Source organism: Pantoea sp. NGS-ED-1003, from assembly GCF_000738765.1.
GTDB lineage: Bacteria > Pseudomonadota > Gammaproteobacteria > Enterobacterales > Enterobacteriaceae > Pantoea > Pantoea septica.
Genome location: NZ_JPQA01000004.1, coordinates 211,190 through 235,228 on the forward strand (window position 1 = coordinate 211,190; position 24,039 = coordinate 235,228).

General features: G+C 61.2%; 25 protein-coding genes and 1 other annotated feature. Of the genes, 16 read left to right on the forward strand and 9 right to left on the reverse strand.

The genetic code is table 11. The annotated features are described in order from the left end of the window. Positions 1-16: 16 nt before the first annotated feature. Positions 17-1,180 (reverse strand): serine-type D-Ala-D-Ala carboxypeptidase DacD, encoded by a 1,164-nt coding sequence (gene dacD, locus JS46_RS09665; protein WP_200879030.1) that lies wholly within the window; start codon positions 1,178-1,180, stop codon positions 17-19. Positions 1,181-1,447: 267 nt separating this feature from the next. Here dacD and JS46_RS23345 point away from each other — a divergent pair, with 267 nt between their 5' ends. The 3 genes from JS46_RS23345 (at position 1,448) to sbcB (ending at position 3,621) form a co-directional block, all read left to right on the forward strand. Further along, positions 1,448-1,624: a type II toxin-antitoxin system HicA family toxin gene (locus tag JS46_RS23345; RefSeq protein WP_072010419.1), complete on the forward strand. Its 177-nt coding sequence runs from the start codon at positions 1,448-1,450 to the stop codon at positions 1,622-1,624. A 38-nt stretch (positions 1,625-1,662) separates the two neighbouring features. Continuing rightward, a complete protein-coding gene (locus JS46_RS09670; protein WP_033750073.1) occupies positions 1,663-2,067 on the forward strand; it encodes a type II toxin-antitoxin system HicB family antitoxin in 405 nt (134 codons plus the stop codon). A gap of 123 nt (positions 2,068-2,190) precedes the next feature. Continuing rightward, complete coding sequence (gene sbcB / locus JS46_RS09675; protein WP_033750076.1) at positions 2,191-3,621, forward strand: exodeoxyribonuclease I; 1,431 nt, start codon at positions 2,191-2,193, stop codon at positions 3,619-3,621. Positions 3,622-3,696: 75 nt separating this feature from the next. Here sbcB and JS46_RS09680 read toward each other — a convergent pair whose 3' ends face one another. From JS46_RS09680 to ltnD, 5 genes are all read right to left on the reverse strand, one after another. Further along, positions 3,697-5,052 carry a GntP family transporter gene (locus JS46_RS09680; RefSeq protein ID WP_033750079.1) on the reverse strand — a complete coding sequence of 452 codons (1,356 nt, stop codon included), beginning with the start codon at positions 5,050-5,052 and terminating at the stop codon, positions 3,697-3,699. Between the two features lie 108 nt (positions 5,053-5,160). Beyond that, a complete protein-coding gene (otnI, locus tag JS46_RS09685; RefSeq protein WP_033750082.1) occupies positions 5,161-5,946 on the reverse strand; it encodes a 2-oxo-tetronate isomerase in 786 nt (261 codons plus the stop codon). After that, the gene (locus JS46_RS09690) at positions 5,946-6,572 is read right to left on the reverse strand and encodes an aldolase (protein WP_033750085.1); all 627 of its coding nucleotides are present in this window, start codon (positions 6,570-6,572) and stop codon (positions 5,946-5,948) included. Before JS46_RS09690 ends, otnI begins: the two co-directional genes overlap by 1 nt. Continuing rightward, a complete protein-coding gene (otnK, locus tag JS46_RS09695; protein WP_033750088.1) occupies positions 6,565-7,833 on the reverse strand; it encodes a 3-oxo-tetronate kinase in 1,269 nt (422 codons plus the stop codon). Before otnK ends, JS46_RS09690 begins: the two co-directional genes overlap by 8 nt. Positions 7,834-7,835: 2 nt before the next feature. Further along, positions 7,836-8,735 carry an L-threonate dehydrogenase gene (gene ltnD / locus JS46_RS09700; protein WP_033750092.1) on the reverse strand — a complete coding sequence of 300 codons (900 nt, stop codon included), beginning with the start codon at positions 8,733-8,735 and terminating at the stop codon, positions 7,836-7,838. 261 nt (positions 8,736-8,996) lie between these two features. On the opposite strand from ltnD, the gene ygbI reads away from it, so the two are divergent. After that, a complete protein-coding gene (ygbI, locus tag JS46_RS09705; RefSeq protein ID WP_033750096.1) occupies positions 8,997-9,758 on the forward strand; it encodes a DNA-binding transcriptional repressor YgbI in 762 nt (253 codons plus the stop codon). Positions 9,759-9,823: 65 nt separating this feature from the next. Here ygbI and JS46_RS09710 read toward each other — a convergent pair whose 3' ends face one another. Both JS46_RS09710 and JS46_RS09715 read right to left on the reverse strand, forming a co-directional pair. Next, the gene (locus tag JS46_RS09710) at positions 9,824-11,179 is read right to left on the reverse strand and encodes an APC family permease (RefSeq protein ID WP_033750099.1); all 1,356 of its coding nucleotides are present in this window, start codon (positions 11,177-11,179) and stop codon (positions 9,824-9,826) included. A 350-nt stretch (positions 11,180-11,529) separates the two neighbouring features. Then, a complete protein-coding gene (locus JS46_RS09715; protein ID WP_033750102.1) occupies positions 11,530-12,945 on the reverse strand; it encodes a glutamine synthetase family protein in 1,416 nt (471 codons plus the stop codon). Between the two features lie 209 nt (positions 12,946-13,154). Between JS46_RS09715 and puuD the strand changes: the two genes are divergently transcribed. Genes puuD through JS46_RS09730 form a run of 3 tightly spaced genes read left to right on the forward strand, consistent with a single transcriptional unit; the run spans position 13,155 to position 15,775 of the window. Further along, positions 13,155-13,919 carry a gamma-glutamyl-gamma-aminobutyrate hydrolase gene (gene puuD / locus JS46_RS09720; RefSeq protein WP_033750105.1) on the forward strand — a complete coding sequence of 255 codons (765 nt, stop codon included), beginning with the start codon at positions 13,155-13,157 and terminating at the stop codon, positions 13,917-13,919. Continuing rightward, a complete protein-coding gene (gene puuR / locus JS46_RS09725) occupies positions 13,916-14,473 on the forward strand; it encodes an HTH-type transcriptional regulator PuuR (RefSeq protein ID WP_033750109.1) in 558 nt (185 codons plus the stop codon). The genes puuD and puuR overlap by 4 nt, the downstream gene beginning before the upstream one ends. A gap of 24 nt (positions 14,474-14,497) precedes the next feature. After that, positions 14,498-15,775 (forward strand): FAD-binding oxidoreductase, encoded by a 1,278-nt coding sequence (locus tag JS46_RS09730; RefSeq protein WP_033750112.1) that lies wholly within the window; start codon positions 14,498-14,500, stop codon positions 15,773-15,775. 7 nt (positions 15,776-15,782) lie between these two features. Here the strand turns inward: JS46_RS09730 and JS46_RS09735 are convergent, their stop codons facing one another. Beyond that, on the reverse strand, positions 15,783-16,610 hold the full coding sequence (locus JS46_RS09735) for an SDR family oxidoreductase (RefSeq protein ID WP_033750114.1): 828 nt from the start codon (positions 16,608-16,610) through the stop codon (positions 15,783-15,785). A 147-nt stretch (positions 16,611-16,757) separates the two neighbouring features. On the opposite strand from JS46_RS09735, the gene hisL reads away from it, so the two are divergent. From hisL to hisIE, 9 genes are all read left to right on the forward strand, one after another. Continuing rightward, complete coding sequence (gene hisL / locus JS46_RS24145; RefSeq protein ID WP_100396937.1) at positions 16,758-16,805, forward strand: his operon leader peptide; 48 nt, start codon at positions 16,758-16,760, stop codon at positions 16,803-16,805. Then, positions 16,781-16,901, forward strand: a sequence feature (His leader region). (Overlaps the previous gene by 25 nt.) 50 nt (positions 16,902-16,951) lie before the next feature. Continuing rightward, on the forward strand, positions 16,952-17,851 hold the full coding sequence (gene hisG / locus JS46_RS09740; RefSeq protein WP_033750117.1) for an ATP phosphoribosyltransferase: 900 nt from the start codon (positions 16,952-16,954) through the stop codon (positions 17,849-17,851). Positions 17,852-17,854: 3 nt separating this feature from the next. Then, positions 17,855-19,162, forward strand: a complete 1,308-nt coding sequence (hisD, locus tag JS46_RS09745; RefSeq protein WP_033750118.1) for a histidinol dehydrogenase — start codon at positions 17,855-17,857, stop codon at positions 19,160-19,162. Continuing rightward, positions 19,159-20,235 (forward strand): histidinol-phosphate transaminase, encoded by a 1,077-nt coding sequence (gene hisC, locus JS46_RS09750; RefSeq protein WP_033750121.1) that lies wholly within the window; start codon positions 19,159-19,161, stop codon positions 20,233-20,235. The genes hisD and hisC overlap by 4 nt, the downstream gene beginning before the upstream one ends. After that, positions 20,232-21,299 (forward strand): bifunctional histidinol-phosphatase/imidazoleglycerol-phosphate dehydratase HisB, encoded by a 1,068-nt coding sequence (hisB, locus tag JS46_RS09755; RefSeq protein WP_033750124.1) that lies wholly within the window; start codon positions 20,232-20,234, stop codon positions 21,297-21,299. The genes hisC and hisB overlap by 4 nt, the downstream gene beginning before the upstream one ends. After that, positions 21,300-21,890, forward strand: a complete 591-nt coding sequence (gene hisH, locus JS46_RS09760) for an imidazole glycerol phosphate synthase subunit HisH (protein ID WP_033750126.1) — start codon at positions 21,300-21,302, stop codon at positions 21,888-21,890. Next, a complete protein-coding gene (gene hisA / locus JS46_RS09765) occupies positions 21,890-22,627 on the forward strand; it encodes a 1-(5-phosphoribosyl)-5-[(5-phosphoribosylamino)methylideneamino]imidazole-4-carboxamide isomerase (RefSeq protein WP_033750128.1) in 738 nt (245 codons plus the stop codon). Before hisH ends, hisA begins: the two co-directional genes overlap by 1 nt. Beyond that, complete coding sequence (gene hisF, locus JS46_RS09770) at positions 22,609-23,385, forward strand: imidazole glycerol phosphate synthase subunit HisF (RefSeq protein WP_033750130.1); 777 nt, start codon at positions 22,609-22,611, stop codon at positions 23,383-23,385. The genes hisA and hisF overlap by 19 nt, the downstream gene beginning before the upstream one ends. Further along, entirely contained in the window at positions 23,379-23,990 is a 612-nt protein-coding gene (gene hisIE, locus JS46_RS09775; RefSeq protein ID WP_033750134.1) for a bifunctional phosphoribosyl-AMP cyclohydrolase/phosphoribosyl-ATP diphosphatase HisIE, read from the forward strand. The genes hisF and hisIE overlap by 7 nt, the downstream gene beginning before the upstream one ends. Positions 23,991-24,039 lie beyond the last annotated feature (49 nt).

A 24,039-nucleotide genomic window follows, 5' to 3' on the forward strand; every position in this document is an offset into this window, starting at 1 on the left:
AGGCCGCCCAATGCTGTCAGAATTTCTGCTTCAGGTAGTCCTGAAGACGCGTGAAGACGCCTGCTTTCTCTACCGCTGAGAGCGTGACCAGCGGATAGCTCGCCAGCTGTTTGTCCTTATCGATCACCTGAATCTCGCCGATGGTTTCGTTGGCTTTCAGCGGTGCCTCAAGGTCCTTACGGTTAATTACATATTTGGCCTTCACGTTCTGGATCTCGCTGCGCGGCAGCGACAGGTAGACATCGTTAGCCGTGCCGACGGCGACGCTGTGCGGCGCGCCGTACCAGACGTTTTCAGTGCCGATTTTCTTGCCCGCGTGGAACAGCTGCACGGTGTCGAAGGTGTTCTGGCCCCAGACCAGCAGCTTGCGTGCCTGCTCTTCACGCCCTTTCGGGCTTTTGCCGCCCATCACTACCGCGATCAGACGATGCTGGCCGACCACGTTAGAAGCGATGATATTGAAGCCCGCGGTTTCGGTATGGCCGGTTTTCAGGCCGTCGACGTGCAGATTGTTGTCCCACAGCAGCCCGTTGCGGTTGTTCTGCGTGATGCCGTTCCAGGTGAGGGTTTTCTCGCTGTACATGGCGTAGAAATCGGGTTCACCGCTGATAATGGCGCGCGACAGCTTCGCCATGTCCAGCGCGGAGGAGAACTGGCCCGGCGCGTCGAGGCCGTGCACGGTTTCGAAGTGCGTATTGGTCAGGCCCAGCTTCTGTACGTACTGATTCATCATATTGACGAAATTCTGCTGGCTGCCCGCCACGTAGTCGGCCAGCGCCACGCAGGCGTCATTGCCGGAGTCGATGATGACGCCGCGGCTGAGGTCGCGCACCGTGATCTTGTCGCCGGGCTTAATAAACATCAGCGAAGAGCCTTTAAATACCGGATTGCCCGCCGCCCAGGCGTCTTTACCGACCGTCACCACGTCGTCGCGGGTGATTTTTTTCGCGTCGATGGCGCGGTCGACCACGTAGCCGGTCATCAGCTTGGTCAGGCTGGCGGGGTTGCGGCGCTCGTCCGGATTGCCGGCGGTCAGCACCTGTCCGGTGGTGGCGTCCATCAATACCCAGGAAGCGGCGTCAATCGACGGTGGCGTCAGGGGAAATGGCATATCGTCGGCCTGGGCCAGCGAAGCCAAAAAAAGAGTTCCAGTTACAGTGATCAACAGACGCCTTTTCAACACTTCATCCTCAAGGTTACGGGGAAAACAGCGGCTCGTTTTACGGCAAAAGGCATAAACAGGTTTGATTAAATTGAAAAAAAGTGTGACTAGCTGCGAAGCACATCGCATAACGTTCTCGTTTAGCTTTTCCTGCTTACCTGGAATGACACATTCTCATCTCAATATCATGGTCTTACTTCAATGACTTGATTGCGTTCTTACATCGGTTGAAAATATGGTTATAGTGGGTATAAAATTAACCCGCAATAGCACAAGGAGGTGCTTTTGAGCAGTAAAGAGATGATGAAGCTCCTGCGGGAGCATGGCTGGATGCTGGTACGCGTAAGAGGAAGCCATCATGTATTTGTGAAACCAGGTAAGCCTTATCACATCACGCTGCCCCATCCGGAAAAGGACTTAGCGGTCGGTACGTTAAAAAAAATCATCAAGCTGATGAAATAACGCAGGCCACCTGCCTGAACAGTAATAAGGAGATGGCAATGAGATTTCCCGTCTATTTGCATAAAACCGATTCCGAAAGCTATTCGGGATTTGCCCCTGATATAGAGGGCTGCTTTTTTGCCGGCGAAACGGTAGATGATACCCTGCAGGATGCGGCTGAAGCGTTGCATATTCATTTTGAAGCCATGGCAGATAGCGATATGCCTGTACCGGAGACCAAAGGCATTGAGTTTTATCTTCAGGACGATGCCTGTCAGGGCGGCATCTGGGCCTTTGTGGATATAGACGTGAGCAAATATGATGGTAAAGCCGTCAAGCTTAATATTACCCTGCCGCAGCACCTGCTGACGCGTATCGACCGCTTTGTGGAATCACATAAAGAGTTCGGTTCCAGAAGCGGTTTTTTAGCTGAACTGGCGCGGCGCGAGCTGGCGAAAGCCTGATCTGCCATCTGTTTTACCGCCCCGGCGCTCGCGCCTTTCGTTACCAGCCCGCCTCCCGCGCTGGCGTGGTTGTGACCCGCGACGCAAGCGACTATGCTGTGCGTTGTTTTCTCAGTACAGGATATGCTCGTGCCCGCCTCTGAACGCACTTTTCTGTTTCACGATTACGAGACTTTCGGTAAAAGCCCCTCGCTGGATCGTCCGGCGCAGTTTGCCGCGCTGCGCACCGACAGCGATTTCAACCCGGTCGGCGAGCCGCAGATCTTCTACTGCCGTCCCGCAGACGACTATCTGCCGCAGCCAGAAGCGGTAATGATCACCGGCATTACGCCGCAGGTCGCGCGCGCGCGCGGCGTATCGGAAGCGGAATTCGCCGCCCGAATCTATGCGCTCTTTACCGAAGAGCAAACCTGCGTGGTGGGCTACAACAATGTGCGCTTCGATGACGAGGTCACGCGCAACATCTTCTACCGCAACTTTTTCGATCCCTATGGCTGGAGCTGGCAAAACGGCAACTCGCGCTGGGATCTGCTGGATGTGATGCGCGCCTGCTACGCGCTGCGTCCCGACGGCATCGTCTGGCCGGAAAATGAGGACGGCTTTCCCAGCTTCAGGCTGGAGCACCTCACCAAAGCCAACGGCGTGGCGCATGAGAACGCACACGACGCCATGTCGGACGTCCACGCCACGCTGGCGATGGCGAAGCTGGTGAAAGAGAAACAGCCGAAGCTGTTTGAGTTCCTGTTTACGCATCGCAATAAAAACAAGCTGATGACGCTGATCGACATTCCGCAGATGAAGCCGCTGGTGCACGTCTCCGGCATGTTCGGCGCGGCGCGCGGCAATACCAGCTGGGTCGTGCCGCTGGCGTGGCATCCGGACAACCGCAACGCGCTGATCGTCGCCGATCTTGCGGGCGATATGACGCCGCTGCTGGAGATGGACGCGGATGCGCTGCGCGAGCGGCTCTACACGCGCAAAAGCGATCTGGCCGACGATGAAGCGTCGGTGCCGATCAAGCTGGTGCATATCAACAAGTGCCCGGTGCTGGCGCCGGCCAACACGCTACGCCCGGAAGATGCGGCGCGTCTGGGTATCGATCGTGAAGCCTGCCTGGCGAATCTGGCGCTGCTGCGTCAGCATGCCGAAGTGCGTGAAAAAGTGGTCACTCTGTTCGCCGAGGCTGAGCCCTTTAGCGCGCCGGACGATGTCGACGCGCAGCTCTATGACGGCTTCTTTAGCGACGCCGATCGCGCGGGAATGAACATTTTGCGTCAGACCGCGCCTGCCAATCTGCCGGCGATGGATCTCACCTTCCAGGATGCGCGCGTGGCAAAGCTGCTGTTCCGCTACCGCGCGCGCAACTTTCCCGGCACGCTGGATGACGCCGAGCAGCAGCGCTGGCTGCAGCACCGTCGCGAAGTCTTAAACGCGGAGCGCGTGCAGGCATTTTTGCTGGAGCTGGAGTCGCTGGCGAGCCTGCACGAAGGGGATTCAGAAAAGATGGCGCAGCTCAAAGCGCTTTACCTCTACGCGCAGGAACTGGTTTCATAAAGAAATAACGATGCGCTAGTGCGCACTTTTCTCCTTTTCTCCCCCACCCTCCGGGGGAGAAACGTCATAAGCCGGTTACACCAGCGCCCACACCAGCCAGGTCAGCGCAAAGCCGCTCAGTCCCATCAGCGTGGTCAGCACCGTCCAGGTTTTCAGGCCGTCGCCGACCGACAGACCCAGATAGCGCGTGACCACCCAGAAGCCCGCATCGTTAACGTGCGACAGTCCCAGACCGCCGAAGCACGCCGCCAGCGTCACCAGCACGCGCTCCATATCGCTGGTGCCGCTCACCGCGGAGGTGAGCAGTCCGCTGGTGGTCAGGATCGCCACCGTGGCCGATCCCTGCGAGGCGCGCAGCGCCAGCGACAGAATAAAGGCGGCGGGCACCAGCGGCAGATGCAGCGTCTCCAGCGTCAGCGCCAGCGCCTTGCCGACGCCCGACTCCACCAGTACTTTGCCGAAGGCGCCGCCTGCGCCCGCCACCAGAATCACGCTCGCCGATCCTGGAATGGCGCGGCCGGTCAAATCTTCCAGCTTGTCCTTGCTCCAGCCGCGACGCACGCCCAGCAGCCAGGCGGCCAGCGCCAGCGCAATCAGCAGCGCGATGGGCGGCGTGCCGATCACCGTCATCACTTTACCCGGCAGGCTGTCGGCCGCCAGCAGCGAGTGGGAAATCGTGCCGAGCACAATCAAGAGGATCGGCACCACAATCAGTCCGGCGATGGTGAGCGCGCCTGGCGGCGCCGGCTCGTTCTTCTTCTCCGCGCCTTCCGGCTTCGCCATTTGCAGCTGTTCCAGCACCTCTACCGACAGATGATAGTGGCGGCGATTCATCGCTTTCGCGACGTAGTAGCCGATAATGCCCACCGGCACCGAAATCGCCAGGCCGATCATCATCAGCCAGCCCATGTCAGTATGCAGAATGCCTGCCGCCGCCGCTGCGCCTGGATGGGTCGGCAGCGCCACGTGAACGGTGAGCATCACGCCCGCCATCGGCAGGCCGAACTTCAGCGGCGAGACGCGCGCCACCTTGGTAAAGCCGTAAATCAACGGAATGACGATAATGAAGCCGACCTCGAAAAACACCGGTATGCCGAGAATAAAAGCCGCCATGGTTAGCGCTGCGACGGTGCGCCGGATGCCGAGGCTTTTGCTGAAGCGCTGAGCCAGCGACTCCGCGCCGCCCGAGGCCTCAATCACCGCGCCGAGCATCGCCCCCAGCACGATGATAATGGCGATATGGCCGAGCAGGCTGCCCATGCCGCTCATAATGGTTTCCATAATCTTTTCAGCCGGAATGCCCGTTGCGATGGCGACCAGCAGGCTGACGATCAACAGGGCAACGAAGGGATGGACTTTGGCTTTAATAACCAGCAGCAGCAGGATAACGATGCTGGCGGTCGCAATGGCTAACAGCAGTGCGGTGGACATGGTAAACCTCAGATAGGGTTATCTTTATATGAATAATGAGTACAGTGATGCCTGGCTCTGGTGCAGGATGAAAACCGGCGTCGTCACGCCGGGGTATTCAGTCTCTCTTCAGCTTTTTTTCGCCCAGGGCGCGAACCAGCCGAGGCCGTCCAGCGTATTGCCGCGCGGAATATACTCGCAGCCGATCCAGCCCTCATAGCCCACCTCATCCAGCAGGTTAAACAGCCAGGGATAGTTGATTTCGCCTTCATCAGGCTCATGGCGGTTCGGCGCAGAGGCGATCTGGATATGGCGGTAGCGCCCGATATTGTCGCGGATCAGGCGGCTGAGATTACCGTCCACCAGCTGCGCGTGGAACAGGTCGAGCTGGGTAAAGACGTTGGGGCGATCGATGCGCGCCGCCATCTCCAGCGTCTGATACTGGCTGGCATAGAGATAGTACGGCTTGGTTACCGGATTAAGTGCTTCCAGCAGCAGGTTGATGCCGTGCGGCGCAAAGCGCTCCGAGGCATAGTGCATATTGCGCACAAAGGTGTCGGCGTAGGCCGCGCGATCGCTGCCCGGCGGCACCGTGGCGGCCATGATATGCACCTGCGGCACCGCAAGCGCCAGCGCATACTCCAGCGCGCGGTCGATATCGGCGCGCGCTTCCGCCTCACGGCCAGGAATGGCCGATACGCCCCACTCGCCTGCTGCGACGTTGCCCGGCGCGGTGTTGAACAGCACCAGTTTCAGGTTGTGCTCGTCGAGCAACTGCTTAAGCTGCGCCGCCGGGTAGTCATAAGGGAACAGAAACTCGACCGCGTCAAAACCGGCCTGCGCCGCGGCGGCGAAGCGTTCGGTAAAGGGCACTTCGTTAAACTGCGTTGAGAGGTTTGCGGCAAACTTCGGCATTATCGGCTCCTTAATTCCGCCACTTCGCTGTCGCTGAGATAGCGAATGGCGCGGTCGCCCAGGGTAAACATCAGGCGGGCGGTCTCTTCCAGCTCCTCGGTATTGTCGGCGGCTTCGCGCAGCGATTTGCCGACCACCACCGGGCCGTGGTTCGCCAGCAGGAAGGCGCGATACTGGCCCGCCAGCCGCGATAAATCTTCCGCCAGGCGCTCGTCGCCGGGCTTGTAGTACGGCACCACCGGCACGTCGCCGACGCGCATCACCACATAAGGGGTGAACGGACGGATACAGTTCTGCGCGTCCAGTCCCTCAAGGCAGGAGAGCGCCGTCAGGTAGTGGCTATGCAGGTGTACCACCGCTTTGCAGTCGGGGTCGCCCCCGTAGAGCGCGCGGTGAAAAGCGATCTCTTTCGACGGCTTGTCGCCCGAGAGCCACTCACCGGCCAGCGTCACCTTCGACAGGCGATCGGCATCCAGCTCGCCGAGGCAGGAGCCGGTCGGCGTGGCCAGCAGATTACCGTCTTCCAGCAGCAGAGAGAGATTGCCGGCCGAGCCGGTGGCGTAGCCGCGGGCGAAAAATGAGGCGCCCAGCTTCACCATCTCTTCGCGGGCCTGTTGTTCAGTCATGGGCAAACTCCGTTTGTGCGCGGCGGAAAAACGCTTCGTCGCCAAAATTGCCGGACTTCAGCGCCAGCGACAGCGGTTGATGAATATCCCGCACCCAGGGCACGCCAGGTGAAATCGTCGGGCCGATATGGAACGCGGTGACGCCAAGGCTCTGTGCCACCACGCCAGAGGTTTCGCCGCCCGCCACGATAAAGCGCTGCCAGCCGCGCGCCTTAAGCTCGCGCGTGACGGCGGCGAACAGCTGCTCGACCGCCTCGCTGCTGCGCTGTGCGCCATACTGCTGCTGGATTTTTTGCAGCTGCTGCGCATCGGCGGTGGCGTAAAGCAGCGGCGCCAGCGGCTGGTCGCTATGCGCTACCACCCAGTCGCACAGCGCCTGCGCGTAGGCGTCGGCGTTCTCCAGGCAGCGCGCCACCTCGACCTCATGGGAAGGAGCCTGCTGACGATAGGCGCTGACCTGCCGGTTGGTCATCTGCGAGCAGGAGCCGGAGATCACCACGGCGCGCTCGCCCTGCGGGCGGCCTGCGTTTTCCGCATCAGCGGCCGCACTGCCGGCCTCGGCCCACTGGCGCGCCAGCCCGATTGCCAGGCCAGAGCCGCCGGTCACCAGGCGCATATCGCGTAGCGCTTCGCCCTGGGTCAGCAGATGCTGCTCGTTGAGCGCGTCAAGCACCACGTAGTTAACGCCCTGCGCCTTGAGTTCGTTCAGCTGCTCACGTACCGCCTGCGCGCCCCGATCCAGCAGCGGCGCGGCGATCAGCCCCGCTTTACCAGCTGACTGGCGCGCCATCAGGCGCAGCAGGTTGCTGTCGGTCATCGGCGTCACCGGATGATGTCGCATGCCGGAATCGCTCAGCAGCTGCTCGCCGACGAACAGATGTCCCTGGTAAACGGTGCGGCCGTTGACCGGCAGCGCCGGGGAGATCGCCGTCTGGGTTTCGCCCAGCGCCGCCAGCAGCGCATCGGTGACCGGGCCAATATTGCCCTGTTCGGTGCTGTCAAACGTAGAGCAGTATTTGAAGTAGAAGCGATCGCAGCCCTGCGCCTGCAGCCAGCACAGCGCAGTGAGCGACTGCTCTACCGCCTGCTCTGGCGGACAGGAGCGCGACTTCAGACTGATCACGATCGCCTGCGCGGTCAGCGCGTCATGCTGCTGCGGCACGCCGTTGAACTGGATCGTGGAGAGCCCGTTCTGCACCAGAAAGCTGGCGATGTCGGTAGCGCCGGTAAAGTCGTCGGCGATGATGCCTACACGCGTCATGCTCACCCCTTTGCCTGCGGCAGCTCAATACCGCTGAAAATCTTGATCACCGCGCTGTCGTCTTCGCGGCCGTGGCCGGCGTTGCTGGCTTCGGTAAACATATTGAGCGCCGTGGAGGCGAGCGGCAGCGGGAAGCGCAGCGATTTGGCGGTATCCGCCACCAGCGTCAGATCCTTAACGAAAATATCGACGGCCGATTTCGGGCTGTAGTCGCCGTCCACGACGTGGCGCATGCGGTTCTCGAACATCCAGGAGTTGCCCGCCGCGTTGGTCACCACGTCATACATGGTATCGAGCGGGATACCGGCGCGCGCCGCCAGCGCCATCGCTTCCGCGCCGACGGCGATATGCACGCCCGCCAGCAGCTGGTGAATGATTTTAACCGTCGAACCGAGGCCGATTTCGCTGCCGACGCGGTACACCTTAGCTGCCACCGCATCCAGCACCGGCTGCAAACGCTCGAACGCCGCGTCGCTGCCGGACGCCATCACCGTCATCTCGCCGGTTGCCGCTTTCGCCGCCCCGCCGGAGACCGGCGCGTCGAGCATCAGCAGCTGATGCTGCGCCAGCTGCTGTTCAATCTGCTGCGCGTCCTGCGCGGAGATGGTCGACGAGACCATTACGACGGTGCCGGGCTTCAGCTTTGCCGCCAGCCCGCTGTCGCCGAACAGGATGCCCTTCACCTGCGCGGCGTTCACCACCAGCAGCAGCACCGCTTCCAGCTGGTCAGCAAAGCCGTCGGCAGAGGATTGCGCATCGCGCCCGCCCGCCTGACGCAGCGTCTCCAGCGCGGCGGGATTGAGATCGACGCCCCAGGTATTCAGCCCGGCGCGAATACAGGACGTCGCTGCGCCCATTCCCATGGAACCTAACCCGATAACACAGACGTTTGAGAGTGGCACTGTCGGCCTCCGCTGTTAATTTAAGTGATTATTTGTTTGATGTTGTTAATTCTGGCAGGATCGCAGAGGGATAAACGTGCTTTATGTCACATATCTTCACTAAACAGACTAGCCCTGAACATTTATTCACAAATAGCGCATGACACTGAAATTTATGATTATTAGTGAAATAGCCACCCAAAAAAGCGGCCATTTTTTTCATTCAGCTGATGACGCAAATGCTTTACACTGTGAAAAATTGATAAGCAAGGAGTGCAGGGAATGATACCGATTGAACGCCATCAGCAGATTCTGGCGCTGGTCGCCGAGCGCGGCGTGGTCAGCATTGCCGAACTGACGGAGCGGCTCGGCGTATCGCATATGACAATCCGGCGGGACGTGCAGAAGCTGGAGGAACAAGGCGCGGTGCTGTCAGTCTCCGGCGGTGTGCGGTCGGCCGACCGGCTGGCGGCGGAGCCGTCGCATCAGACGAAAACGACGCTCTATAACGCCGAGAAGAACGCCATCGGCCGCTACGCCGCCCAGCATATTCCGCGCAACAGCTGTATCTATCTGGATGCGGGCACCACCACGCTGGCGCTGGCGCGCGAGCTGCTGGACCGCGACGATCTGCTGGTGGTAACCAATGACTTTATGGTGACCAACCTGCTGATGGAGGCGAGCGACTGTCGGGTGATTCACACCGGCGGCACGGTGTGCCGCGATAATCGCTCCTGCGTAGGCGAAAGCGCGGCCCGTAGCCTGCGCCATCTGGCGATCGATATCGCCTTTATCTCCGCCTCCTGCTGGGGCCCGCGCGGCCTGTTTACCCCCGACGAAGACAAGGTAATGGTGAAGCAGACGGTGAGCGAGGTAAGCAGCAAGCGCGTGCTGCTGAGCGACAGCTCGAAGTACAACAAAATCGCCACTTTCCTGGCGCTGCCGCTGGCGCGTTTCGACAGCATTGTGACCGATACGCAGCTCAGCACCGCCGCGCGCAGCGCGCTGAGCGAAGGCAGCTGGGAGCTGGTGCTGGCGGAGTAAGTGCGAAGACGCGCATAAAAAAAGAGGTGAGGCTTGCGCCTCACCCCTTTTTCACCGCAGGCGAATTACACTTCTTCGCTGTACTGCGGCACCGGATTGCGGAAGCTGCGGGTGACGAACGCGAGGTAGACAATCCCTACGGCGGCCCAAATCAGGCCCAGCACCATCGAACTCTCTTCCAGGTTAATCCACAGCGCGCCAACCGTCAGCGCGCCGAGCACCGGCAGCACCAGATAGTTGATATGGTCGCGCAGCGTGCGGTTACGCTTCTCGCGGATCCAGAACTGGGCGATCACCGAGAGGTTAACAAAGGTAAAGGCCACCAGCGCGCCGAAGTTAACCAGCGCCGTCGCGGTCACCAGGTCGAAACGGATCGCCATCAGCGCCACGGCGCCGACCAGCAGCACGTTCAGCGACGGCGTGCGCCATTTCGGATGGATATAGCCGAAGAAGCGCTCCGGGAAGACGCCGTCGCGGCCCATCACGTACATCAGACGCGACACGCCCGCGTGCGCCGCCATACCTGACGCCAGCACGGTCACCACCGAGAAGATCAGGATGCCGAACTGCAGCACATGGCCCGCCACGTACAGCATGATTTCCGGCTGCGACGAATCGGGATCCTTGAAGCGCGAGATATCCGGGAAATAGAGCTGCAGGAAGTAGGAGGCCACGATAAAGATCAGGCCGCCGATCAGCGCCGTCAGGAAAATCGCGCGCGGAATGGTGCGCTCCGCGTCTTTGGTCTCTTCCGACAGCGAACTGATGCCGTCAAAGCCCAGGAACGAGAAACAGAGGATAGTCGCGCCGGTAATCATCGGCACCACATGGGCGTCTGGGGACCAGAACGGCTGCGAGCTGGTGAGCGTGCCCGCGCCTTCGCCGTGCGCGACGCCGTAAATCACCATGCCGGTAATACCGATCATCACCACAACCTGCAGCACCACGATCACGCTGTTAAAGTTGGCCACGGTTTTAATGCCGCGCAGGTTGGACATCGTCATAAACGCCACCAGCAGCACTACGAAGATCCATGACGGAATGCCCGGCACCAGCGCTTCGAAATAGTTTTTCGCCAGCAGGATGTTGATCATCGGCATGAACAGGTAGTCCAGCAGGGATGACCAGCCGACCATAAAGCCGACGTGCGGACTGATCGCCTTCTGAGCGTAGGTATAAGCGGAGCCCGCAGATGGGAAGCGGCGTACCAGCTTACCGTAGCTTACGGCGGTAAACAGAATCGCAATCAGCGCAAAGGCGTAGGCGGTGGCGACGTGACCGCTGGTCAGACCCGACACGATACCGAAGGTATCAAACAGGGTCATCGGCTGCATGTAGGCAAGGCCAATCATGACGACCGGAAGCAGGGTCAGAGATTTTTTCAGGTGGGCACGCTGTGGTGCTGAGGTATCAAGCGACATGTTTCAGACCTCCCTGAGCTGCAACCTGACTGGATTGCATCACGGGAGCGAGGAAGGCGGCGTTATGAGCCTGCACGGCGCCGTAGTCATCACGGAAACGAGAGCCAGCGCGGGCTGGCTGAATGAATAACATCCCCATCTTTGTATCCTCAGTTCGTACGCTTGCGCGTTTTTTAACGTGTATCTATCCGGGCGCGCCCGGCCTCATGCGAATCGGTTAAGTACATGCAAAAAAAAATAACCGAGGCTCTTAAAAGCATCGGTTATATTCGGAATTTTGCAGGCCGCGTATTCTGCCCCAAAATGCAGCAAAAACACAAGACCCGCTGATAAGTATAGCGACTTTTTTCTCAGGCGTTTTTCAGCATCCAGTCGATCTCCGTGGCGGTGACCAGCCGTTCGAACTGCATCATCTCGTGGCGCTTACAGCTGTGCCACACCGCGCCGAAGCGCTCGCCCAGCAGTTTTTGCAGCGGAAAGCTGCTTTCAAATTCAAACAGCGCTTCGCTCTGGCGCACCGGCAGCGGGATGCCCTCCGCCTCGTGACCGTTGCCCTGCACCGGTTGCGGCAGCGGCAGCGCGGTATCCAGACCGTGCAGAATGCCTGCCAGAATCGCCGACATCACCAGATAGGGGTTGGCGTCCGCGCCCGCGACGCGGTACTCGACGCGGTGGTTTTCCACGTCGCCGCAGGGAATGCGCAGCGCCACGGTGCGGTTGTTGTGCCCCCACGACGCCTGTAGCGGCACGTAGGCGTCCGGCACGAAGCGGCGATAGGCGTTGACGTTGGGCGCCAGCAGCGCCATCGAAGCGGGCATCAGGTCGAGCATACCCGCCAGCGCGCGCTTCAGCAGCGGTGAGTCGCTGCCGTCATCGGCGGCGAAGGCGTTATGATCGGCGGCGTCCAGCATGCTGATATGCACGTGCATGCCGCTGCCTGCATACTCTTCATAGGGTTTGGCCATAAAGGTGGCGGTCATGCCGTGGTTCTCCGCCACCTGACGGATCAGCCTTTTAAGCTGTACCGCGTGGTCGCAGGCGCTCAGCACGTCGCGGGTATGGTGCAGGTTGATCTCAAACTGGCCGGGCGAGGCTTCCGCCAGCGCGCCGTCGGCGGGAATGTTCTGCTGGCGCGCCAGCGCGTCGATATCGCGCAGCACCGCGCCGAAGTGATCGAGATTATCTACGGAGTAGACCTGGCTCTGCATATTGCGTTCGCTGCTGCCAGGCGCGCACGGCGGCTGAATATAGCCCTCGGCGTCGCGGGCCTTGTCGACCAGATAGAACTCCAGCTCTACCGCTACCACCGGAAAAAGTCCTCGGTTGCGCAGCTGCTGCCACAGCCGGTTCAGGACATTGCGGGGTTCAACGTCAAAGGGAGTGCCATCTTGGTTGCACATGGTCAACAGCAGCTGAGCGATGTGCGCAGGATCGGAAGCGGAGGGAACTAAGGTGCCGGGAACCGGCATGCAGAGATTGTCAGGTTCGCCGAGAGATTGCCCGAGGCCGGCTTCTTCGACGGTATTGCCGAGGATATCCATAGCGAAAACCGAGGCGGGGAAATAACACCCTTTTTCCAGCTTCGCCAGCGCAGCTATCGGGATGCGTTTGCCGCGAAAGACGCCGTTTAAATCATTCAATAAAATATCGACATACTGCGTTTCAGGATGGCGTTCCAGCCAGTTTTTCACTTCAAGCTGGAACGCGCTGGTTCGTCTCTCTTCACTGTGACGCGTGAAGTCTTCTACTTCCACGAGGTTCGTCATATCCCACCCGCCTTCTACCGTTGATTGGTTTGCGCAATGCTCAAAATAACAGCCACTCCTCTAACATAGCGCCAACACAAAAAGTGTGCAAATGTAACAAATCTGTTTGAGAAACAAACAGCGCATTGCTAGATTGAAAAAATATTGCACGTTTTTACCCGCTGCGGGCCCGATCGGTGAATTTTTTGAACGGCGAGTCGAGGAATGAGATGGGCATTATTTTTAACAACCCTTTGATCGGCGTAGCGATGTGCCAGATTAACCATGATGGCCATCTCACTCAGTCGGTGCATAACAAATATCTGACGGCGATAACCCAGGCGGGCGGCGTGCCGCTTGCCCTGCCCCAGCAGCTTTGCACGACGCCGCATCTGCTGGAGCAGGCGCTGGCGACGCTCGACGGCGTGATGCTCACCGGCAGCCCCAGCAATATCGAACCCTGGCACTATGGCGAAGCGGGCAGCGAGCCGCACGCCGATCCCGGCCGCGACCGGCTCGCCTTCGCCCTTATTACCTGGGCCACCAGCCGCAGAATGCCGCTGTTCGGCATCTGCCGCGGCATGCAGGAGCTGGTGGTAGCCAACGGCGGCGCGCTGTGGCGCGATCTCGACCAGCGTAAAACCGGGCTGCCGCATCATGCAGAAGCGACGCTACCGCTGAGCGAACAGTACGCCCCGGCGCATGACATCTTTCCCGAAGCGGGCGGCCTGCTCGCCTCTCTGCTGGGCGACGACGCTATCCTGGCGGTCAATTCGCTGCATCATCAGGGCATCCGCGAAACGGGGCCGCAGCTGCGCATCGAGGCGCGCGCGCCGGACGGCCTGATCGAAGCGGTCAGCCTGCGCCATCATCCGTTCGCCCTGGCGGTGCAGTGGCATCCCGAATGGCAGCCGGAACAGAACGACGCCTCGCGCGCCCTTTTTGCGGGGTTTATCCATGCCGCACGGCACTATCACGAGGAAAAATCACCATGAACGATGCCGCTCTGGCGCCTGGACGACGCTTATCGCAAATCCGGCAAGAGTTGGGATTGTCTCAGCGCCGCGCCGCTGAACTGTCAGGTTTAACCCATAGCGCAATCAGCACCATTGAACAGGATAAGGTGAGTCCGGCGGTCAGCACGCTGCAAAAGCTGTTAAAGGTGTACGGGCTGTCGCTGTCGGAGTTCTTCTCCGAACCCAAACACCATGACGCGCCGAAGGTGATCGTCAGGCCAGACGATCTGGTGGAGATCGGCAGCCAGGGCGTGTCGCTGAAGCTGGTGGATAACGGGCAGGCGAAGCGCTCGCTCGGCATGCTGCTCGAGACCTATCAGCCCGGCGCCAGCACCGGCGAAAAGCTGCGTCATCCGGGCGAAGAGACCGGTACGCTGCTGGAGGGAGAGATCACCCTGGTGGTCAACGGACAAAGCTACCACCTTAACGCGGGCGAAAGTTATGTGATCGATACCGGGCTGCCGCACAGCTTCACCAATCTCTCGGCGCAGCCCTGCCGTATCGTCAGCGCCCATACGCCCGCTAATTTCTGACGCATTCGCAGGCAGGAGGTTGTGATGAAACATGTTGAAAGCTACTACGCGGCGACCGCCAACGACCATGCACCCTGGCCCACGCTGCAGGAGAGCATCCAGTGCGACGTCTGCATAATCGGCGCGGGCTTTACCGGCCTTTCCGCCGCGCTTTACCTTACCGAGGCGGGCTATGACGTGGTGGTGCTGGAGGCGGCGCGCGTCGGCTTCGGCGCCAGCGGGCGCAACGGCGGGCAGGTGGTCAACTCCTACAGCCGCGACGTGGACGTCATCGAACAGCGCTACGGCAAAGAGAGCGCGCGCCTGCTCGGCAGCATGATGTTTGAGGGCGCGGAGATCATCCGCGATCGCATCGATCGCTACGCCATCGCCTGCGACTACCGGCCTGGCAATATCTTCGCTGCGCTTAACCCGCGCCAGATGAATCATCTGCGCCGCCAGCAGCGACTATGGGAGAAGTACGGCAATCACGATCTGGAGCTGCTCGACGAGCGCGGCATCCGGCGCGAAATCGCCACCGAGCGCTACGTCGGCGGCCTGCTGGATCGGCGCGGCGGCCACCTGCATCCGCTCAATCTGGCGCTGGGCGAAGCCGAGGCGATTCGGCGGCACGGCGGGCGCATCTATGAACGCTCCGCCGCGACGGCGCTGACCTACGGCGCGCCCAATCGGGTAAAAACCGAGCACGGCGAGGTGAACGCCACCTTCGTGATTTTTGCCGGCAACGCCTATCTGCCCTCGCAGCTGGAACCGCGTCTGACGCGCAACAGCATGGCGTGCGGATCGCAGATCCTCGCCAGCGAGCCGCTGAGCCGCGATCGCGCGCTGGCGCTGCTGCCGAATAATCACTGCGTCGAAGACTGCAACTATCTGCTCGACTATTTCCGCCTGACGGCGGATAACCGGCTGCTTTACGGCGGCGGCGTGGTCTACGGCGCGCGCGATCCCGGCGACATCGAGGCGCTGATCCGCCCCAAACTGCTGCGCACCTTCCCGCAGCTGCGCGATCTCGCCTTCAGCTATCGCTGGAGCGGCAACTTTCTGCTAACGCTGTCACGGCTGCCGCAGTTCGGACGGCTGGAGAATAACGTCTACTTTATGCAGGGCGACAGCGGCCACGGCGTTACCTGCACGCACCTTGCCGGCAAGCTGATTTGCGAAGCGCTGCGCGGGGATGCGGAGCGCTTCGACGCCTTCGCGAAGCTGCCGCACCTGCCCTTCCCCGGCGGACGGCGCTTTAAAGTGCCGCTGACCGCCATGGGCGCCGCCTGGTATGCGCTGCGCGACCGGCTCGGCGTTTAGGCGGCGACTATTCCAGCGGCATTTTCGCCGGATCGTCGTAGCTGTACTCGAACCCCAGCTCGTTGCAGATGCGCGAGCCGTCAATCAGCTTGCCGGTGTCGCTGGACGCTGAGGGCAAAAAGGTCGGCGGCGTCAGACTCAGCTGGCGCGAGACGGCGGGATAAAAGGTCGCGCGCGACGGGTGTTTCGGCGCGCAGAGGTTATAGACGCGCCCGCCCTTCGGCGTCTGCAGCAGCAGGGTAATCGCGCTCACCACATCATCAAGATGCACCAGATTGACGCCGTGCGCGCCGTTCTCCAGCCCGGTTTTCCCCGCCAGGAAGCGGCCGGGATGACGACTCGGCCCCACCAGTCCCGCCAGCCGCAGAATATCGACCTGGGTGCCGGGCAGATCGTGCAGCCAGCTCTCCAGCGCGGTCAGGGTTTTGCCCGCCACCGTCTCCGGCTGGAGCGCGCTGTTTTCCTTCATTACGCCGCTGCCGCCGCCGTAGACCGAGGTGGAGCTGGTGAAGATAATGCGCGGCACCTGCTGCGCCAGCGCGCTGTCCACCACGTTCTGCACCGCCTGCATATAACTTTCACCGCCTTCCGCCGTGCGGCTGGCGGGCAAGGTCACCACCAGCGCGTCGACCGCCAGCAGCAGGGCGAGATCCTCGGCGTCGCACTCGATTTCCGGCGTCAGCCGCAGCTGCACCGCGTCGATGCCGCAGCGGCGCGCCGCCTCCACGCCGTCCAGCGTGGTTTTGCTGCCGGTAACCTGCCAGCCGCGCGCCGTTAGCGCCAGACCCAGCGGCATGCCCAGCCATCCCAGACCGATAATTGCGACCTTCTTCATATTGACTCCTGCGCTTGACTCACTGCCGTCCATCTTAGTGCGCCGCGCCGTCGAACCGCAAAGGTTAAAAAAGGGTTGCGCATCGCCGCCATCTTCGCTAGGTTAATCAACACGCAAATGAATACTCATTCAGCAACGGAATTTATTATGACACGCGTTCAGTTCAACCATCATCATCACCATCATCCTGACTAGTCTTTCAGGCGATGTGTGCTGGGAGACATTCAGATCTTCCAGTGGTGCGAACGCAAAGAGAACCCCCGGAAGATCGTCTTCCGGGGGTTTTTTTATGGGCTGGCGCAATACCTTTTCAGACAGGAATGAAACAGAGGACAGGACCGATGTTAGATAACAAGCGAATTCGCATAGCTATGCAGAAATCTGGCCGTTTAAGCGATGACTCACGCGAGCTGCTGGCGCGCTGCGGCATTAAAATCAATCTGCAGCAGCAGCGTCTGATCGCCTTCGCAGAGAATATGCCGATCGATATCCTGCGCGTGCGCGATGACGATATTCCCGGTCTGGTTATGGATGGCGTGGTGGATCTCGGCATTATCGGCGAGAACGTGCTGGAAGAGGAGCTGCTGACGCGCCGCGCGCAGGGCGAAGATCCGCGCTACTTCACCCTGCGCCGTCTGGACTTCGGCGGCTGTCGCCTGTCGCTGGCGATGCCGGTAGATGAAGAGTACACCGGTCCGCAGTGCCTGAATAACGCCCGCATCGCCACCTCCTATCCTCATCTGCTGAAGCAGTACCTCGACAAAAAAGGCCTTAACTTTAAACCCTGTATGCTCAACGGCTCGGTGGAAGTCGCGCCGCGCGCCGGACTGGCCGACGCGATTTGCGACCTGGTATCGACCGGCGCCACGCTGGAAGCCAACGGCCTGCGTGAAGTGGAGGTGATCTACCGTTCAAAAGCGGTGCTGATCCAGCGCGACGGCGAGATGGCACCGGAGAAGCAGGAGCTGATCGACAAGCTGATGACGCGTATTCAGGGCGTCATTAAAGCGCGCGAATCGAAATACATCATGATGCACGCGCCGAGCGATCGCCTGGAAGAGGTGATTCAGCTGCTGCCCGGCGCCGAGCGTCCGACCGTGCTGCCGCTGGCGGGCGATCAGAGCCGCGTGGCGATGCATATGGTCAGCAGCGAAACCCTGTTCTGGGAAACCATGGAAAAACTGAAAGCGCTGGGCGCCAGCTCGATTCTGGTGCTGCCCATTGAAAAGATGATGGAGTAAGCCATGTCCTTTATGACCCCCGTCGAATGGCAGCAGTGCAGCGAGGCGCAGCGTCAGGCGCTGCTGCAGCGTCCGGCCATCGCCGCGTCCGACGCCATCAGCGCCACGGTGCGCGCGGTGCTGGATCAGGTAAAGAGCAGCGGCGATGCGGCGCTGCGTGAGTTCAGCGCGCGCTTCGACAAGGCGCAGGTAGATGCGCTGCGCGTGACGCCCGCCGAGATCGCCGCCGCTGGCGCGCGACTCAGCGACGAGCTGAAGCAGGCGATGGCCGTTGCCGTCGCCAATATCGAAACCTTCCACAACGCGCAGCAGCTGGCGACGGTGGATATCGAGACCCAGCCCGGCGTGCGCTGCCAGCAGATCACCCGGCCTGTGCGCTCGGTCGGTCTCTATATTCCCGGCGGCTCTGCCCCGCTCTTCTCTACCGTGCTGATGCTGGCGACCCCGGCGCGCATCGCCGGCTGCGGCCGCGTGGCGCTCTGCTCGCCGCCGCCCATCGCCGACGAGATCCTCTATGCGGCGCAGCTGTGCGGCGTCCAAGAGGTGTTTCAGGTCGGCGGCGCGCAGGCGATCGCCGCCCTCGCCTTCGGCACCGAGAGCGTGCCCAAAGTCGATAAGATCTTCGGGCCGGGCAACGCGTACGTCACCGAGGCGAAACGCCAGGTGAGCCAGCGTCTCGACGGCGCGGCGATCGATATGCCCGCCGGTCCGTCGGAAGTGCTGGTAATCGCCGACGAAGGCGCGACGCCCGCTTTTGTCGCCTCCGACCTGCTGTCGCAGGCGGAACACGGTCCCGATTCGCAGGTGATTCTGCTGACGCCCTCGCTGACGCTGGCGCAGCAGGTCGCCGAAGCGGTAGAGGCGCAGCTGCAGGCGCTGCCGCGCGCCTCTACCGCGCGCCAGGCGCTGGCGAGCAGCCGCCTGATTGTGGCGCGCGACCTGGAAGAGTGCGTGGCGATCTCCAACCAGTACGGCCCGGAACACCTGATTATTCAGACGCGCCAGCCGCGCGATCTGGTCGACGCCATCACCAGCGCCGGGTCGGTATTTCTCGGCGACTGGTCGCCAGAGTCGGCGGGGGATTACGCCTCCGGCACCAACCATGTGCTGCCGACCTACGGCTACACCGCGACCTGTTCCAGCCTCGGCCTGGCCGATTTTCAGAAGCGCATGACGGTACAGGAGCTGACGCCGCAGGGCTTCCTCAACCTCGCCGCCACCATTGAGACCCTGGCCGCCGCCGAACAGCTGGAGGCGCATAAAAACGCCGTCACCCTGCGCGTCGCCGCGCTGAAAGAGGAGCAGGCATGAGCCGCAATATTGAAGAGCTGGCGCGCGATAACGTGCGTGCCCTGACGCCTTACCAGTCTGCGCGCCGCCTTGGCGGCAACGGCGACGTCTGGCTCAACGCCAACGAATTTCCGCTGCCGGTGCCCTTTGAGCTGTCGCAGCAGACGCTGAACCGCTACCCGGAGTGTCAGCCGAAGATCGTGATTGAGCGCTACGCCGCCTACGCCGGGCTACAGCCGGAACAAGTGCTGGTGAGCCGCGGCGCCGACGAGGGCATCGAGCTGGTGATGCGCGCCTTCTGCGAGCCGGGCAAAGACGCCATTTTGTTCTGCCCGCCCACCTACGGCATGTACAGCGTCAGCGCGGAAACCATCGGCATTGAGTACCGCACCGTGCCCGCTCTGGAGAACTGGCAGCTGAACCTGCCGGCTATCGCCGCACAGCTCGACGGCGTGAAAGTGGTCTATATGTGCAGCCCCAACAACCCGACCGGCAATCTGATCGATCAGGAGGATATCCGCGCGCTGCTAGAAATGACCGCAGGAAAAGCGCTGGTAGTGGCCGATGAAGCCTATATTGAATTCTGTCCGCAGGCGACGCTGAGTGGCTGGCTGAAAGATTATCCGCATCTGGTGATCCTGCGCACGCTGTCGAAGGCGTTTGCGCTCGCCGGCCTGCGCTGCGGCTTTACGCTGGCGAATAAGCCAGTCATCGATCTGCTGATGAAGGTGATCGCGCCCTATCCGCTGGCGACGCCGGTCGCCGACGTCGCCGGTCAGGCGCTGAGCGATCAGGGCATCGCGCTGATGCGTCAGCACGTTGCCGAGCTGAACGCCAGCCGCGCCTGGCTGCTGGAGCAGCTGCCGCAGCTCAGCCTGGTGCAGCAGGTCTTCCCGAGCGAGACCAACTATATCCTGGCGCGCTTCGCGGATTCGCCTGCGGTGTTTAAATCCCTGTGGGATCAGGGCATTATTCTGCGCGACCAGAACAAAAATCCGGGCCTTGCGGGATGCCTGCGCATCTCAATCGGCACGCGTACAGAGTGCGAGCGCCTGATCGCCGCGTTACAGGCTTTATCTGTGGAGAGAGCATGAGTCAGAAGACCCTTTTTATCGATCGCGACGGCACCCTGATCGCCGAGCCGCCTGAAGATTTTCAGGTGGATCGCCTGGAGAAGCTGGCGTTTGAAGCCAACGTCATTCCGGCGCTGCTGGCGCTGCAGAGCGCCGGCTACCGGCTGGTGATGATCACCAACCAGGATGGCCTGGGCACCAGCAGCTTTCCGCAGGCGGATTTCGACGGCCCGCATAACCTGATGATGCAGGTGTTCAGCTCGCAGGGGATCCATTTCGACGACGTGCTGATCTGCCCGCACAAGCCGGAAGATAACTGCGACTGCCGCAAGCCGAAGACAAAAATGGTCGAGGCCTGGCTGGCGGAAGGCGCCATCGACGTGGCGAACAGCTATGTGATCGGCGACCGGCTGACCGATATCCAGCTGGCGCAGAATATGGGCATCCAGGGCATCCGCTTCGGCAGCGAAGGCGAGGACTGGAGCGCGATTCAGGCGCGCCTGACCAAACGCGATCGCCATGCGCTGGTCAACCGCAATACCAAAGAGACGCAGATTCGCGCCGAGGTGTGGCTGGACCGCGAAGGCGGCAGCAAAATTAATACCGGCGTCGGCTTCTTCGACCATATGCTGGACCAGATTGCGGTGCACGGCGGCTTCCGCATGAATATAGAAGTGAAAGGCGATCTCTATATCGACGATCACCATACCATCGAAGACACCGGACTGGCGCTCGGCGAGGCGCTGCTGAAGGCACTGGGCGACAAGCGCGGCATCGGCCGTTTCGGCTTCGTGCTGCCGATGGATGAGTGTCTGGCGCGCTGCGCGCTCGATATCTCAGGCCGTCCGCATCTGGAGTTCAAGGCGGAGTTCAGCTATCAGCGCGTCGGCGATATGAGCACCGAGATGGTCGAGCACTTCTTCAGCTCGCTCTCCTACGCCATGATGAGCACCCTGCACCTGAAAACCAAAGGCAAGAACGATCACCATCGCGTGGAAAGCCTGTTTAAAGCCTTCGGCCGCACCCTGCGCCAGGCGATCCGCGTTGAGGGCAACACCCTGCCCAGCTCGAAAGGAGTGCTGTAAATGAACGTGGTGATCCTCGATACCGGCTGCGCCAACCTGTCGTCGGTGAAGTGGGCGGTAGAGCGCCTCGGCTACACGCCCGACGTTAGCCGCGATCCTGACGTGGTGCTACGCGCCGACAAGCTGTTTCTGCCGGGCGTCGGCACCGCGCGGGCGGCGATGAACCAGCTGGAAGAGCGCGATCTCGTCGACCTGATCAAAGCCTGTACCCAGCCGGTGCTCGGCATCTGCCTCGGCATGCAGCTGCTCGGCAGCAGCAGCGAGGAGAACGGCGGCATCCCCACCCTCGGCATTATCGACGCCGAATGCGGGCTGATGGACACGCACGGTCTGCCGCTGCCGCATATGGGCTGGAACCAGATTACCGCCCAGGCGGGCAATCATCTGTTTCGCGGCATCGACGAAGAGAGCTACTTCTATTTCGTGCACAGCTACGCCATGCCGGTCAACGCCAGCACCATCGCCCAGTGCGATTATGGCCAGCCGTTCACCGCGGCGGTGCAGAAAGATAACTTCTTCGGCGTTCAGTTCCACCCCGAGCGTTCCGGCAAAGCGGGCGCGCAGCTGCTGAAAAACTTCCTGGAGATGTGATGATTATCCCCGCGTTAGATTTGATTGACGGCAAAGTGGTGCGTCTGCATCAGGGCGACTACGGCCAGCAGCGCGACTACGGCAGCGATCCGCTGCCGCGCCTGCAGGATTACGCCAGCCAGGGCGCGACGGTGCTGCACCTCGTGGACCTTACCGGCGCGAAAGATCCGGCGCAGCGCCAGATCCCGCTGCTGAAAACGCTGCTTAACGGCGTCGACGCCGTGGTGCAGGTCGGCGGCGGCATCCGCACGCGCGACGACGTCAGGGCGCTGCTGGATGCGGGCGCCAGCCGCGTCGTTGTCGGCTCTACGGCGGTAAAAGCGCCGGAAGAGGTGAAAAAGTGGTTCAACGAGTTCGGCGCCGAGGCGATTGTGCTGGCGCTGGACGTGCGCATCGACGCGGCGAACCGCAAAGAGGTCGCCATCAGCGGCTGGCAGGAAGCGGCCGGCGTCACGCTGGAAGAGGTCATCGCCTGGTTTGAGCCGGTGGGCCTGAAGCATGTGCTCTGCACCGATATTTCGCGCGACGGCACCCTGAGCGGCTCTAACGTCGCGCTCTATCAGGAAGTGACCGCACGCTATCCCGACATTGCGTTTCAGTCCTCCGGCGGCATCGGCGGCATTGAGGATATCGCGGCGCTGCGCGGCAGCGGCGTTAAGGGCGTGATCGTCGGACGCGCCCTGCTTGAAGGTAAATTCACGGTTTCGGAGGCTATCGCATGCTGGCAAAACGCATAATTCCCTGTCTTGACGTGCGCGACGGCCAGGTCGTCAAAGGCGTTCAGTTCCGCAATCACGAGATCATCGGCGACATCGTGCCGCTGGCGCAGCGCTACGCGCAGGAAGGCGCGGACGAGCTGGTGTTTTACGATATCACCGCCTCCAGCGACGGCCGCGTGGTCGACAAAAGCTGGGTGTCGCGCGTGGCGGAAGTGATCGATATTCCCTTTTGCGTGGCGGGCGGCATTAAAAGCGAAGAGGACGCGGCGCGTATTCTGGAGTTCGGCGCCGACAAAATCTCCATCAACTCCCCCGCGCTGGCCGATCCTGAGCTGATCACCCGCCTGGCGGATCGCTTCGGCGTGCAGTGCATCGTGGTAGGCATCGATACCTGGTTCGACGAAGCCACCGGCAAATATCACGTTAACCAGTATACCGGCAACGAGGCGCGCACCCGCGTAACCGAGTGGGAAACCCTGGCGTGGGTTGAAGAGGTGCAAAAGCGCGGCGCTGGTGAGATCGTACTGAACATGATGAACCAGGATGGCGTGCGCAACGGTTACGATCTGGTGCAGCTGAAAAAAGTGCGCGACGTTTGTAAGGTGCCGCTGATCGCCTCAGGCGGCGCGGGCACCATGCAGCACTTTCTCGACGCCTTTGAGCAGGCGAACGTCGACGGCGCGCTGGCCGCCTCGGTGTTCCATAAGCAAATTATCAATATCGGCGAGCTGAAAAGCTTCCTGAAAGAGAAAGAAGTGGAGATTCGCGCGTGTTAACCAGAGAACAGCTGGCCCAGCTTGACTGGGTCAAAACCGAGGGCATGATGCCCGTGATCGTGCAGCACAACGTCTCCGGCGAAGTGCTGATGCACGGCTATATGAACCAGGAAGCGCTGGCGAAAACCCTGAGCGACGGCAACGTCACCTTTTTTTCGCGCACCAAACAGCGTCTCTGGACCAAAGGCGAAACCTCCGGCCATTTCCTCAAGGTGGTGAGCATTACGCCAGACTGCGACAACGATACGCTGCTGGTGCTGGCGGACCCCATCGGCCCGACCTGCCATCGCGGCACCTCAAGCTGCTTTTCGCCTGCCGCGCCTGACTGGGTGTTTCTGCATCAGCTGGAGCAGCTGCTGGCGTCGCGCAAAAGCGCCGATCCGGCCAGCTCCTACACCGCACAGCTCTATGCCAGCGGCACCAAGCGCATCGCACAGAAAGTCGGCGAAGAAGGCGTCGAGACCGCGCTGGCGGCGACGGTGAACGATCGCCACGAGCTGACCAACGAGGCCTCCGACCTGCTCTATCATCTGATGGTGCTGCTGCAGGATCAGGATCTCGACCTCAGCGCCATCATCAACAATCTGCGCGCGCGGCATAAATAGCGGCGCGCCATGCTGCTCAACATCGGTACAGGTGCAGGATGTTGAGCAG

Bases quoted from the DNA above. Each gene is read 5' to 3' on its own strand.
- hisG (WP_033750117.1), top strand. From the start codon at position 16,952: ATGTTAGATAACAAGCGAATTCGCATAGCTATGCAGAAATCTGGCCGT.
- puuD (WP_033750105.1), top strand. From the start codon at position 13,155: ATGGGCATTATTTTTAACAACCCTTTGATCGGCGTAGCGATGTGCCAG.
- hisH (WP_033750126.1), top strand. From the start codon at position 21,300: ATGAACGTGGTGATCCTCGATACCGGCTGCGCCAACCTGTCGTCGGTG.
- sbcB (WP_033750076.1), top strand. From the start codon at position 2,191: ATGCTCGTGCCCGCCTCTGAACGCACTTTTCTGTTTCACGATTACGAG.
- otnI (WP_033750082.1), bottom strand. From the start codon at position 5,946: ATGCCGAAGTTTGCCGCAAACCTCTCAACGCAGTTTAACGAAGTGCCC.
- hisF (WP_033750130.1), top strand. From the start codon at position 22,609: ATGCTGGCAAAACGCATAATTCCCTGTCTTGACGTGCGCGACGGCCAG.
- ygbI (WP_033750096.1), top strand. From the start codon at position 8,997: ATGATACCGATTGAACGCCATCAGCAGATTCTGGCGCTGGTCGCCGAG.
- otnK (WP_033750088.1), bottom strand. From the start codon at position 7,833: ATGACGCGTGTAGGCATCATCGCCGACGACTTTACCGGCGCTACCGAC.
- JS46_RS09670 (WP_033750073.1), top strand. From the start codon at position 1,663: ATGAGATTTCCCGTCTATTTGCATAAAACCGATTCCGAAAGCTATTCG.
- hisA (WP_033750128.1), top strand. From the start codon at position 21,890: ATGATTATCCCCGCGTTAGATTTGATTGACGGCAAAGTGGTGCGTCTG.
- JS46_RS09710 (WP_033750099.1), bottom strand. From the start codon at position 11,179: ATGTCGCTTGATACCTCAGCACCACAGCGTGCCCACCTGAAAAAATCT.
- hisB (WP_033750124.1), top strand. From the start codon at position 20,232: ATGAGTCAGAAGACCCTTTTTATCGATCGCGACGGCACCCTGATCGCC.
- hisD (WP_033750118.1), top strand. From the start codon at position 17,855: ATGTCCTTTATGACCCCCGTCGAATGGCAGCAGTGCAGCGAGGCGCAG.
- JS46_RS09730 (WP_033750112.1), top strand. From the start codon at position 14,498: ATGAAACATGTTGAAAGCTACTACGCGGCGACCGCCAACGACCATGCA.
- JS46_RS09690 (WP_033750085.1), bottom strand. From the start codon at position 6,572: ATGACTGAACAACAGGCCCGCGAAGAGATGGTGAAGCTGGGCGCCTCA.
- JS46_RS09735 (WP_033750114.1), bottom strand. From the start codon at position 16,610: ATGAAGAAGGTCGCAATTATCGGTCTGGGATGGCTGGGCATGCCGCTG.
- hisC (WP_033750121.1), top strand. From the start codon at position 19,159: ATGAGCCGCAATATTGAAGAGCTGGCGCGCGATAACGTGCGTGCCCTG.
- JS46_RS09715 (WP_033750102.1), bottom strand. From the start codon at position 12,945: ATGACGAACCTCGTGGAAGTAGAAGACTTCACGCGTCACAGTGAAGAG.
- JS46_RS09680 (WP_033750079.1), bottom strand. From the start codon at position 5,052: ATGTCCACCGCACTGCTGTTAGCCATTGCGACCGCCAGCATCGTTATC.
- puuR (WP_033750109.1), top strand. From the start codon at position 13,916: ATGAACGATGCCGCTCTGGCGCCTGGACGACGCTTATCGCAAATCCGG.